The sequence below is a fragment of the Pristimantibacillus sp. PTI5 genome (genome assembly GCF_048572955.1).
Taxonomy (GTDB): Bacteria; Bacillota; Bacilli; order Paenibacillales; family Paenibacillaceae; genus Pristimantibacillus.
In genome coordinates this window covers 6,495,562-6,507,916 of sequence record NZ_CP183886.1, presented here as the reverse complement: position 1 = coordinate 6,507,916, position 12,355 = coordinate 6,495,562, and the positions used below count along the sequence as shown (strand labels likewise).

The 12,355-nt window shown below is 50.3% G+C and carries 9 protein-coding genes; all 9 read right to left on the bottom strand.

Annotated features, from left to right (window positions below; all coding sequences use genetic code 11):
- Nucleotides 1-13: 13 nt before the first annotated feature.
- Complete coding sequence (locus ACN6MW_RS28830; protein ID WP_419873184.1) at nt 14-1,018, bottom strand: DUF58 domain-containing protein; 1,005 nt, start codon at nt 1,016-1,018, stop codon at nt 14-16.
- Nucleotides 1,015-2,004: an AAA family ATPase gene (locus ACN6MW_RS28825; RefSeq protein WP_419873183.1), complete on the bottom strand. Its 990-nt coding sequence runs from the start codon at nt 2,002-2,004 to the stop codon at nt 1,015-1,017. The genes ACN6MW_RS28830 and ACN6MW_RS28825 overlap by 4 nt, the downstream gene beginning before the upstream one ends.
- Before the next feature lie 15 nt (nt 2,005-2,019).
- Nucleotides 2,020-3,789, bottom strand: a complete 1,770-nt coding sequence (locus ACN6MW_RS28820; RefSeq protein ID WP_419873182.1) for a hypothetical protein — start codon at nt 3,787-3,789, stop codon at nt 2,020-2,022.
- Between the two features lie 147 nt (nt 3,790-3,936).
- On the bottom strand, nt 3,937-4,839 hold the full coding sequence (locus tag ACN6MW_RS28815) for an ABC transporter permease (protein ID WP_419873181.1): 903 nt from the start codon (nt 4,837-4,839) through the stop codon (nt 3,937-3,939).
- A complete protein-coding gene (locus tag ACN6MW_RS28810; RefSeq protein WP_419876475.1) occupies nt 4,836-5,768 on the bottom strand; it encodes an ATP-binding cassette domain-containing protein in 933 nt (310 codons plus the stop codon). The genes ACN6MW_RS28815 and ACN6MW_RS28810 overlap by 4 nt, the downstream gene beginning before the upstream one ends.
- Nucleotides 5,769-5,862: 94 nt before the next feature.
- Entirely contained in the window at nt 5,863-8,232 is a 2,370-nt protein-coding gene (locus tag ACN6MW_RS28805; RefSeq protein WP_419873180.1) for a DUF7408 domain-containing protein, read from the bottom strand.
- A 179-nt stretch (nt 8,233-8,411) separates the two neighbouring features.
- Nucleotides 8,412-8,723 (bottom strand): YbjQ family protein, encoded by a 312-nt coding sequence (locus ACN6MW_RS28800; RefSeq protein ID WP_364140269.1) that lies wholly within the window; start codon nt 8,721-8,723, stop codon nt 8,412-8,414.
- Between the two features lie 80 nt (nt 8,724-8,803).
- Entirely contained in the window at nt 8,804-9,142 is a 339-nt protein-coding gene (locus ACN6MW_RS28795; protein WP_419873179.1) for a DUF3889 domain-containing protein, read from the bottom strand.
- A 175-nt stretch (nt 9,143-9,317) separates the two neighbouring features.
- Nucleotides 9,318-12,347 (bottom strand): efflux RND transporter permease subunit, encoded by a 3,030-nt coding sequence (locus ACN6MW_RS28790; protein WP_419873178.1) that lies wholly within the window; start codon nt 12,345-12,347, stop codon nt 9,318-9,320.
- Nucleotides 12,348-12,355 lie beyond the last annotated feature (8 nt).

The following is a 12,355-nucleotide window of genomic DNA, read 5'->3' as shown; positions in this document are numbered from 1 at the left end:
CGTTAATCGTATCTCAGCTATTTAGCACCTGCGAGGAAAGCAAGGTATGCCTGATTGTTACCTCAAGCGGGACGCTTGTATCGACAAAAACATAAACAGCTCCGCGTTCGGCGCATATTCGCTTAAGCTCGCTTTGGAACGCGGCAACCGCTTCGCGATATTCCTTCAATAGCTTATGCCCCACGGCAACCTCTTTGGCCGTTCCAAGCTCGCTGTCGATCAGTTTCAGTTCGCCGCTTAGATCGGGCTCCAGTTCTTCTCGCGAGAGCAAGTGCACTAGCACGACTCGTTGACCTGCCGCAATCAATGACACGACGGTCTCTTCAATCCCGCTATCAAACATTCCGTCAGTCAGCACCCATGCCGAGCCCGAACGTCTCGGAAGAGCGGATCTCGTGCTAAAAGGCATAGCCAGACTGGTGAAATCCTCTTCAGCTGCATACGTTGTATTTTCCGCCTCTAACTGCTTCATGGCATCAGCAAGAAATTGAAACAGCTTTGGAGACGATACGCGGCCATGAAGAGGCTGCAGCTCCTTGACTATCCGTTCACGAAATAACCGTACGGATAGGCGGTCATCCCCGCTGAGCGCCACATAGCCCAGGCATGCTGCGAGTCTCAGTGCGTACTGCTGCTTATTCATGCTGCCTTCCCCAAATGCCATGGAGCGGGACGCATCAACATACAGGCTGACTTGAAGCTCCTGCTCATCCCAATACTGGCGCATAAATGCTTTACCCGTGCGGCCGTAAACATTCCAGTCGATTCGCCGGACATCATCGCCAGGCGAATAAGGACGATAATCAGCAAACTCCTGCGAGCCCCCGATCGTGCTTGAACGCCGCTTGCCGGCCAGCATCCCTTTTATCCGGTTTCCTGCACGAATGCTCATGCGATCGAGCTCCGATAACAAAGAAAGATTTGGAAATAAAAGATGGAGCGCTTCCTGCGGCGTTAAGGAGCCTATTGTCGAAGACAACTCATGCTCCCCATTCTCATTCGCCTTGCTTCCGCTCATCGTTCCGCCTCGATCGCCGACAAGATAACTTCTGTCATGCGATCGCTCGTTAATCCCATCGCCTGTGCCTCATAGCTGAGCACTATGCGGTGGCGAAGCACGGGCAACGCCGTGTGCCGGATATCATTCCATGACACATGCAGCCTGCCGGAGGCCAATGCCCTTACCTTACTAACTGCGATAATTGCTTGAAGCGCACGCGGTCCAGCGCCGAAACGAACATATTTTTTGACGTCGCTCGGCGCATCCGTTTCCTGCGGATGCGTCATCATGACTGCCTTCACGGCCAAATCCAGCACATCCTCGGCAACTAGTATTTGTTTTGCCGCTGCTTGGAGGGCAGTTAACTCAGCTGCTGACATGACGACAGACGCCTGCGTCTGCGAGACGGAGGTCGTCCGCAGCACAATTTGCTTTAATTCGTCCCGAGTTGGAAACTCGACACCGATTTTTAATAAAAACCGGTCAAGCTGCGCCTCAGGCAGAGGATAAGTTCCTTCTTGCTCGATCGGGTTTTGGGTTGCCAATACGAAGAAAGGCTTCGGCAAGCGATGTGTCTCTCCCCCTGCCGTTACCGTGCCTTCCTGCATCGCTTCCAGCAAAGCGCTTTGGGTCTTCGGCGTCGCGCGATTGATTTCATCGGCAAGCACAAGATTTCCGAAGATGGGCCCTGCCTGGAAACGGTGAGCCGCGCTTCCCTGTGCGCTGAAGTCAATCAACGTTGTACCCGTAATATCCGAAGGCATGAGATCAGGCGTAAATTGTATTCTTGAAAACTGCAAAGCAACGCAATCCGCGATTGTTCGTACGAGCATCGTTTTTCCTAACCCGGGGATCCCCTCCAGCAGCGCGTGCCCTCCTGCAAGCAGGCACCAAAGCAGCTGCTCCACCACCGTTTTCTGACCGACGATTACGCGTCCGATTTCTTCCTTGAGTACGGCGATCCGCGCCGCAGCTTCTTCCAATTGGGCTTTCGATTCAATCATTTCGGATCACCTCCATTAACTGGTTGGTTGAATTTGGTCAAAATACTCCTTCACTTTCTCCTGCATACTGTCAGGCAGCTGTGAACGGCCAAGCGATTCCTTAGCTTCCGTCGCATAATCGTTATATACATCCTCATATGGCCTTGTCATGCCGTCAATCATCGGGGATTGACCGCCATTCTCCGTCTGTCCGCCTGTGGATGGACCGCCATCCTGCTGCACGTTGCCGGAGCCTTGCATATTCCGCGGGGTCGTAATCAGATTCCTTCCGCCCATTCCCGTTCCTGCGCCGGAACCAGAGCCAGAACCGGAACCCGAGCCAGAGCCAGAACCAGAGCCAGTTCCAGTTCCAGTTCCAGTGCCAGAGCCAGAGCCAGAGCCAGTTCCAGTTCCAGTTCCAGTGCCGGAGCCAGTACCAGTGCCAGTGCCAGAGCCAGTGCCAGTGCCAGTACCAGTGCCAGTGCCAGAGCCAGTGCCAGTGCCAGTGCCAGTGCCAGTGCCAGTGCCAGAGCCGGTTCCAGTGCCGGTTCCAGTGCCAGTGCCAGAGCCGGAACTCGGACTGCTTCCAGCTCCCGAAGGAGATCCGGGATTAAAGCCTGCGGAAGCGCCAGCCGCGCCGCCCTGACCAGCTAGCTGCTGCGCGCTTTGGCCAAGCTGGCCCGACATCGACCGGGCCAGTTGCTCCAGCTCGCCCTGCGACAATTCGCGGGCGAGCGCTTCCTCCAGAGCGGCGAGCGCATCGCTGCTCTCGCCTTTGGAGGCGGCTTCGCCGCCTGCGTCGCGTGCCTGCCGCGCCGCCTGTTCAAGCGCCGCGGCAAGCTCCGCGGCGCCCTGCTCCTGCGGCTGCTCCGCCGCCAGCCGCTCAAGTGCTTCCGCCAGCGCATCACGCTGCTCTGGCGACAATCTTTGCAGCTGCGACCGCATATCGCCGATCGCTTGCTGCATGCCTGCGGCGTCCCGGTCCTGCAAAGCTTGACCGAGCTGCCGCAAGCTCGGCTCCTTGCTCATCGCATCCGCCGCAGCCTCCATCCGCTTAGCGGCCTGCTGCGCCGCTTCAGCGGTTTGCTCCAGCTTGCTTATCGCTTCTTCCAGCTGCTCAAGCGCCTGAGCCCCGTCGCCGCTCAGCGAATCGAGCTTGCTTCGCAGCTCCTCCAGCGGCTGCAGCAGCTCCTGCTTCGCATCCTCCGGAAGCTCCGCTGCTTCTGCCAGCTCGGCCAGCTCATCCGCCTCGCGCTCCAGCGCATCCAGGCGTTCCTTCGCCTGTGCGAGCGCTTCTGCCCGCTCATCGAGCGGATTAGGCATGACGAGCAGCGCTGCCGTCACAACCCATACCGCTGCCGCGCCATAAACGAGTGACCGCCAGCTTCGCCAAGCCGGCCATGGCAAGCTGATTCGCAGCGCGCTTACAAACCTTTCGGCTGCCAGCGTCGCCTCTTCCCGCTGCAGCTTAACAATCGGCTGCTCGTGATAATCCTCACGCAGCAAACCATCCAGCGCGGTCGAGATCGCATCCTCTGTTTCCTGCCGATCCATCACGCGAGCGGCTTCCCTCAAAGATGCGCGCTTCCAAACACCTGCTCCTGCCCCTAATGCCAAGCCGGCGCATACCAAAACGGCAGCTAAAGGCCGTGCGAGCAAAAGGGGCCATATCCTGCTCACTCCTAGCACCAACAGTCCCGCGGCGCTGCCGCAAAGCAGCCCTATCAGCGAAGAACGGATCACGGCAAACAGGGTCAATCTCGTTCTAACGGGCCGCAGCAGCTCAATCAATGACTTTTTCTGCATTAGCGCTTCCTCCTAAAGTATTGCTGCTGATTAGGCTAAGCCCCAATTAAACAACAAAACTTGACATCGTAAGCCTGATTTAATGCTCAATCAGGCAGGCCGCCTAATCATGGGATCTTCATGAAACTCTTCAAATACCTTCGCTGATTATTTCTTCAAACGAGGACGCAGGCCGCGTATGCCCAGCCACAGCGCCAAAACGGATAATACCGTATAGATAATCATGAATTCCTTCCACAGCGCTAAAGGCGCTTGCTGACCGGTCGGCGGGTTTCGAAATGCAGAATAGGCTTGCCCGGTAACCGATGGATCAAGAATGCTATACAAGGCGGCAACAGGATTCCATGCAAGGATATGGCCTATCCAAGTGTAATTGTTCAAAGTGGATTGCGGCACCCGGTCCATCGTACCGACCAATACAAAAAACACGAGCGCCGTTCCGCCAAAAATAAATAAGGTAACGCCATAAGTGACAATGACGGAAATCATCGTTCGCTTAAACAGCGAAGAAAACAATATGCCAAAAGAACCGAGCACCAGCATAATGAACACATAAAATAAAAATACGAGTACCAGCTGCTTAGGCGATATGCCGCCGTACAAAAAAACCATCCCATACACGGGAATCGTGCTCAAAACAATCAGCACCATGAAGCTCAGAGATGAAACCAGCTTGCTCAGAACGATCGTGGGCGAGCTCTGCTGCGTTGTCAGCAGCAAATTAAGCGTCTGCTTCTCCCGCTCCCCGCTTATGACCCCGGCGGTCAATCCCGGCGCCATGAAGGCGATTAATCCAAGCTGTGCCATGCTCAAAAAATAAAACAAAAGCTTACTTTGCTCCGGATTAAAGGACTGACCGTTTCCCGTATTTACTTCCAATAAATAAATCGCGCTTAAGGCCATCAGCCCGATGGCAAATAAATAGAAGAACAATGTCCACATGGCCCGCGGCGTTCGCATTCTTAATTTGAATTCTTTATTTAATACCGGATTGATCAGCTTATTGCGCCAGCTTGCTCTTACAGTCCGTGCAGCGAATTGCTCCTTCATTCGAGCCCGTCGCCTCCCTTCGTTATTTCCAAGAATACATCCTCAAGATTCGTTTGCGCTTCGCTGAATGAGATAAGCCGATACCCCGCTGCAACAAGCTCGTGCAGGAGCTCCGATTGCTCGGCATCCTGACCGCCAAAATGGATTTGAATGCCTCTTTCATCGCGCAAAATCCGGTTTACGAAAGGCCGATCACGCAAAAACGCTTCCGCTTCCGCTTCGCGTTCAAGCAGCCTGACATGAAGGAATCTTTTGACGCGCAGACGGTTTTGGATATCCGATACGTTTCCAATGGCTATCATTTGCCCATGCTCGATGACGCCGATTTCATCGACCATTTCGGCAAGCTCAGGCAAAATATGCGATGAGATAATGATTGTTTTGCCCATCGATTTGAGCTCCCGGAGTATTTCCCGCATCTCGATGCGGGCACGCGGATCCAGGCCGGAGGCAGGCTCATCAAGGATGAGCAGCTCAGGATCATGGACGAGGCATCTAGCCAGACATAGCCGCTGCTTCATTCCGCGCGAGAGCGTATCCACATAAGCGTCTCTTTTATCGCTCAAATTGACCAGCTCCAAAAGCTGAGGGATAAGCTGCTCCCGCTCCGCTTTCGGAATTCCGTAGCTCGCTCCATAGAAATGCAAATATTCTTCCGTTTTGAATTGATCATATACGCCAAAAAAATCCGGCATATAGCCGATTCGCTTCCGCACCTCGTCCGGATGCTTGGTTACGTCAAAGCCATCTACCTTAGCCGTGCCGGAAGTAGGGATCATCAATGTGGCCAAAATGGACATTGTCGTGGATTTCCCGGCACCGTTCGGTCCGACAAATCCAAATACCGTTCCTTTCGGAATGGTTAAATCGATCGATTTAAGTGCTTGAAACGTTCCAAACGTCTTGGTGAGCTGCCTAATCTCAATCATGGGTACATCGAATTGCGGATAGGAGCTATTTTCCTCCATGGCAGGTTTTATCGTTTCGACATTAATGATTTCAACGTCATTGCTTCTGCTCATCCTAATGCACCTCCCCTTCCATCGCAATCAATGGCAGATTCATATCGATAGACCCTGCTGCCGTAATCTTCATGCGAAGCGTTTGGTTATTAATCAGATATTCGCCCGGTGAAGCAACAGCATCTTTTATTTCCGTCCATTTTCCTGTTTTATCATTCCATGCCGTTACGGTCGCAATGGAATTAGGTGCCCCATTGTTAAAAAAGATATCCAGCTTGTCATACGTAACCTGCTCTGATTGTCCAAGCTGATATTCAATTACAAGCTCGCCGTCACTCATAGAATAGGTGCCGTTTCCGTAATTTTCTAATCGCTGCATACGGTTTTCCTTAATCATAGGATTAACGAGCCCCGCTGGTACAATGACGCGGTTCCCGTCTATAAAGGATGTTTCAAGCTTCTGGGCCCAGAGCTTCAGATTATCAAACCTGATATTTTTTCCGTTCACTTTGTAACTCTCGTCATGGTCAATGCTAAAGCCTATGATAACTGGACTCGGCGGTAAAATTCCGCCGTTGTTTCGATTGACGTAATTATCAACAAGCTGGCGTTGACGGTAGAAATCATCCTTCACGCGGTTGGAGGGATACGGGAAAATGGTATCTCCATACGAATAATAGCCCGAAAAACTGCCGACGCCATTCTTTATGCTCGTTTTTCCGCTTTCGCCTTGCTTCAGATCGCCGAAAAGCAAGCTTTGCCCATTAATAAGGAGTGACACATGCGTGAGATCGGTCGTTGTATCATTTTTTGCCGTAACCTCGATTTCATTTTTCAATTGCTTATATGCCAGCGTCAGCTGCCCTGGATCGCTGTCCATCATGCGCCTCTCCAACCATGCCTTACGAGTGGACCAATAGGGAACCGAACGCCAGATCATCGATGTTCCGCCGGTCTCCGTAACGACCTGCTGTTTTCCGTCCAGCGCAAGCGCGGCGCTCTGTGAGCTGCTTTGATAGGTTTTAATGTTTACTTTTTCATCGAATTCCGCTTTTACCGTGCCTCCGGTCGGCATGAATACCGCCGTTGCACCCGAATGGACGGCCTCGCCTCTCCCGGTGAGTTCGATAAGCTCAATGGTATGGGCGGATATGTTTCTTTTATCTTCTGCCCCGAAGAAAAATATGACCATCCCCATGACTACGGAAAGCGATGGAATCAGCCACCATGACCATTCTCTTCGATCAGCTTTTGCTAATATCAGATAGAGCACCGGGGCAACAATAATCATATAACCTACGAACATGAGCAGCAAAAACATAAAATCGGGAGGTTTAATCGATGGAAATTGATCAATCAAATGATTCATATTCCAGTACATTTCATTAGAGACATTCATCGAACCCGGCTGAACCGGCGTTAATGTTTTTTGAAACAAGCTTGCCCATAGCACCGCGCTTCCAGACCATGTAGACATCGGCGCAAGCGATGGATCAAAAGCGACATAAATGACGCTTCCGAAGCCGACCGGACGGGTAACGGCCAAGGGCAGACCGTTTTCGGCAAGCACTGTTTTTCCATCTGTTATTTTTACGGACGATATGCTCATAGGCGTGTCCAGCTTTAACGCGGCCCCGCCTGCGCTGACAAGCGATGAAACGCTTGTTAAGTTTGTCGTTCCCGTTGCCTCGACTGGCGCGATTTGAATGAAGGCTTCTGCCGTTTTGCTGTAGCCTGCGCCCCCGGACAGTACGAGCGTCCCGCCCTGCCGGACCCAATCTTGTATTGCTATTATCTTATTCTCGTCCCAGCTTGCCGTCGCCATGTCATTAATGACGAGCACATCGATCGAATCCCACAATATGGGATCCGTCGGCAATTCCTTTTCTTCTATTGGAAGTACTGCGATATCATAGCCCCTTTGATTTAATGAGGGCATGAAATTCAACGTATCCGGATCCCGGGATATGACACCGATCGTGTTCGTATTTGCCGTCCTCACGCTTATATAATCATTCCCGATTATCGGAACGGTCTTGCCGGATTTAAATGAGTCCTTGAAAAATCTGATTTGGTTATTGTTTTGATTAAGCAATTCACCAGGAATGGAAGCCGTTAACTCAATGGCCGTTCCTTTGGGAAGCTCGGCTGGAATGACGATATCGCTTGATGTTTGCAAGTTCATCATAAGAAAAGAAATCACAAGCTCGCCTTTCAAATCCTCATCAGTCGTATTTGTTAATGTAAATCTTGCCGGATACCATTCGTTTTGCTTCATATAACCTTGATAGCCTACGCTGGCTTTCAGCGAAATCCCGCTCTGATCAGGTGCGGCTTGTACGTGTCCGGCCATTCCCAGAAAAGCGATAATCATGCTGAACAAGACCGTAAATTTGACGGCCCGGTTTCCGTTTCCCAAAATTCGTTTCACCTTCCGACCCCTCTCTTTACTTGTCTCCAATTATGTACATCCTTATTTTAACGTTTTTTACAATCAAAAGGTTGCAATCATTCCCAATTTTGTATATAACGCAAAAAGCGGCAGAGCCCGATCGCATAAAATTTCTTATGCTGATCCAAGCTCTGCCGCTTCCGATACTCGTAACTATTTTATAGACGTACCGCCGTACCGCTTACGGCTACCATCAACATTCCTTCACGTACAACCTCGTAGTCGATATCGATCGCAACGATTGCATTTGCTCCAAGCTTAGCAGCCTGATTTTTCATCTCGTCAATTGCAACATCGCGAGCTTCCTTCAACTTGCTTTCATAGGCGCCCGAACGTCCACCGACGATATCCGTTATCGATGCAAAAAAGTCGCGTACTACATTTGCGCCCATAATCGCCTCGCCTGTCACAACTCCTACATAATCCTGAATGGGACGGCCTTCAATGGTTGGCGTTGTCGTAATTAGCATTTGTTATGCTCCTCTCGCTTCACCTGGAAGCGTTTCTTAGTATAGCTTTAATTACGATAAAGCCTGACACAATGTTTCAATTAATTCGAAGGGACTTCAGCCATCTTGAGCTGCAAGAGTTCATCCGAGCTGATTTGGATTGTCATGCGGACTCGTACCCCAAATTCCCTATCATTCTTGCGAAGCCAAAGAAGAAAGCTTTCCTCGGCTTTATCATCGGACAATGCTCTTCGGCCTTCATATTTATAATCAATAATTGAAGCGTCGCGGTATGCTTTAGACGTTTCCTCTACTGCCAGCTTGCCCCATTTTGCATAAGCAGGTTCAGAATAGATAGCCGTTTCACCTGTTGGTGCCACTTCTGAATGCGCTAAACTGAGCAAAACAAAAACAGCCTTCATTACGATGTGACGCAGCATTTTAACACCACCTGTCTTTTAGGAAAACTAGGATTAGGTTCACCAAGTTGGAATCGTCCTATTCGTCATTGCAATCGATGGCCGTGTTCAAGACGCAGTGCATGCAAAAAAAGGCTGCCTCCGGGTTTTACCCCAAAGACAGCCGACTTTACTTCAATTGAAATCTTTTGTTTTACTAAACCTCTTCAACCGCGCGGTGTTTCCGCTTGCGATTCAGGAATTCATATACGACTGGCACGATAATGAGCGTAAGCAAAGTAGAGCTTGTTAGTCCGCCAATGACGGTAACGGCCATACCTTTAGAAATCAAACCGCCAGACTCGAAACCGAATGCAAGCGGGAGCAAGGCGCCTACCGTAGCGATGGCCGTCATCAAAATCGGACGCAGGCGCGTGCCTGCCGCTTCAATAAGGGATTCGCGTATGGATAGTCCTTCTTTTTCTTTTTGGATCACGCGGTCAACGAGAACAATCGCGTTCGTTACGACAATACCGATCAACATAAGCGCTCCGATCATGGCCGTAACGCTGAGCGTTTCTCCGGCGATAAGAAGAGCCACCAATGCGCCGATAATGGTAAACGGCAATGAGAACAAAATGGCAAATGGCGTTACTGCTCCCCCAAAAGTAATGACAAGAACAAGGTAAACCACTGCGATAGCTGCAAGCATCGCCAGCCCTAGCTGCGTGAATGATTCATTAATTTGTTCGGTTACGCCGCCCATATCAATGTCAACGCCTGCCGGAAGATCCGTTTCATCAATCATTTTCTGAAGTTCAGTCGATACTTTACCAACATCAGATGCGGTTACGTCCGCAGATACTTCGGCATATATACGATCATCGCGCCTAGTAATCGTATTTGGCGATTCGCCCTCTTCAATCGTTACCACATCTTTCAGCGCAACCTCAGTACCCATTTGCGATGTCAATTTCACATTTTCAAGATCCGCTTTATTGCTGTAGGTTTTCACTTCAACCTTGACATAAACGTTAAATTGCTCGCCATCCTTTTCGATGGTTGTCAGCACCGGACGCTCGCGTACGGGACTTAAAGCCATCGCAATCTGGCCTGCAGTTAAGCCGTTTTGGCTCAATTTTTCTTGATTTGCGACCAAACGGTACTGCTCATACGTTTCCGACAAGCTGGAATCGATGTTTTTCAAGTCTTTATTTTCACCAAGCTTCTTGGTCAGATCATCCACAACAGGCTGGAGGGCCTTCATATCCGGTCCATACACCAGCATCGATATACCCGATCCGCCAAGGCCGCCGCCTGAGAAGTCCTGCTCTTTCCATTCCCCTTCTCCGCCAAGCTCTTGAAGGAGCGGCACGATTTTTGCTTTTTCAGCCGTGAAATCCGCAAAATCTTCTTCATAGCTTAGGTTAAACAACGCTTGCTTTGAAGCTCCGGGACTAAACGGATTTTGTCCGCCTACTGCATACTGGACAACGGTAAGCCCTTCGCGGTCAAGAAGAAGCTTCTCCGCATCAAGCGCCATTTTTTCAACCTGCTCACGCGTTTCCCCAGGCGCAGGGTTATAAGAGACGACCATCATTTTCTGTTCATCGCCAGCTAAGAAGCTGGTGCCGATCACAGGAACAAGGAACAAGCTGCCGACCAAGAGGAGAACGGCTAAACCAAAAGCAACCGCTTTGTGGTCCAGCGACCAACGCAGTACGCCTTTGTACCATTCAGCAAGACGGCCTGGCTTATCATGATTGACTTTGCCAGCCTTCATTCCTTTTCGGAACATCATGTGTGCCAGCATAGGCACGACGGTAATCGCTACCAGCAGCGATGCCAGCAAGGCGAATACGATGGTTAACGCGAATGGAAGGAATATTTCGCCGATCATGCCGGATACAAGCCCGAGCGGCAGGAATACCGCAATCGTTACGATGGTTGATGCCAGAATCGGCACGAACATTTCCTTTGTCGCATCAAGAATTAATTCCTTGCCTTTTAATTTCTCCGTAGTTAAAGCCATTCGGCGGTATACGTTCTCGATGACGACGATGGAATCATCGATAACACGTCCAATTGCAACGGTCATCGCTCCGAGCGTCATAATGTTAAGCGTAATATCCATTTGGCTTAAGATCAGAAGCGCAATAAGGATCGACAACGGGATCGATACGACGGCAATAATCGTGGACCGGATATCGCGCAAGAAAATCATAATGATAATGACAGCGAACAAAGCTCCAATAATGGCTTTGCTAAGCATGGTGTGAACGGAATCCTCGATCGGCTTGCCTTGATCAAGCGTCATAACAAACGATAATCCTTCATTTTTACTTTCCAGCTCTTTTATTTCCTCTTTTACGTTGTTAACGACATCAACCGTATTGGAGTCAGCGGATTTAACGATATTTAATCCGATGGCATCTTTGCCGTTCGTACGGGATATTGATTCGGCTTTGCCGATGATACTGATATCGGCAATGTCGCTGAGCTTCACGCCCGGCATGATGATCATATTTTTCAAATCATCCTCAGTGGAAATATTGCCGTCAATGACCAGCGCTTTCTCAGAGTCGCCGAACTCATAAATACCGAGCGGCACAGAAACGGCAGACGCCTGGATAATGCCCTTCACCATATCCTCTTTCAAACCTGTTTGCTTCAGCTTATCCTGTTTAAACGCTAGCTCGCCTTCCTTCACGTTTTGTCCGGAAATTTGTACGCTGGCTACACCTTCGATTCCTTGGAGGCGAGGCAGCACATTGTTCTGAACTTCCTTCGTAAGCTGCTCCAGATCCAATTGATCATTAGAAAGACTTAACGATAGAACCGGAAAAGCATTCAGGCTGATACGGGATACCGCTGGATCTTGCGCACCATCCGGCAGCGTCAGCTCAGACAGCGCGTTTTTCACTTCCGTCGCCGCTTTATCCATATCCGTCTCGTACGTATACTCAATGACGACCGATGACGCATTCTCATAAGATGTAGAGCTTATCACTTCGACACCTTTCAGGTTTCGCGTGCGCTGCTCAATCGGCTTCGTAATTTTGTCCATGATTTCTTCCGGCGCAGCACCAGGATAAACGGTAGTCACGCTTACGATCGGAACCGTAATGTCAGGCAAGGTTTCCATTTTCATATTCAATCCCGAATAGAGTCCTGCAAATAAAACGAGCAACGTTAAAATCCATAAAGCAAATTTGTTATTAAGCGAAAAACGGATGATGCTTTTCAATTTTCCCC

Excerpts from the sequence above, each read along its gene's own strand:
- ACN6MW_RS28795 (WP_419873179.1), bottom strand. The coding sequence starts at position 9,142 with ATGCTGCGTCACATCGTAATGAAGGCTGTTTTTGTTTTGCTCAGTTTA.
- ACN6MW_RS28815 (WP_419873181.1), bottom strand. The coding sequence starts at position 4,839 with ATGAAGGAGCAATTCGCTGCACGGACTGTAAGAGCAAGCTGGCGCAAT.
- ACN6MW_RS28810 (WP_419876475.1), bottom strand. The coding sequence starts at position 5,768 with ATGATTGAGATTAGGCAGCTCACCAAGACGTTTGGAACGTTTCAAGCA.
- ACN6MW_RS28825 (WP_419873183.1), bottom strand. The coding sequence starts at position 2,004 with ATGATTGAATCGAAAGCCCAATTGGAAGAAGCTGCGGCGCGGATCGCC.
- ACN6MW_RS28820 (WP_419873182.1), bottom strand. The coding sequence starts at position 3,789 with ATGCAGAAAAAGTCATTGATTGAGCTGCTGCGGCCCGTTAGAACGAGA.
- ACN6MW_RS28830 (WP_419873184.1), bottom strand. The coding sequence starts at position 1,018 with ATGAGCGGAAGCAAGGCGAATGAGAATGGGGAGCATGAGTTGTCTTCG.
- ACN6MW_RS28800 (WP_364140269.1), bottom strand. The coding sequence starts at position 8,723 with ATGCTAATTACGACAACGCCAACCATTGAAGGCCGTCCCATTCAGGAT.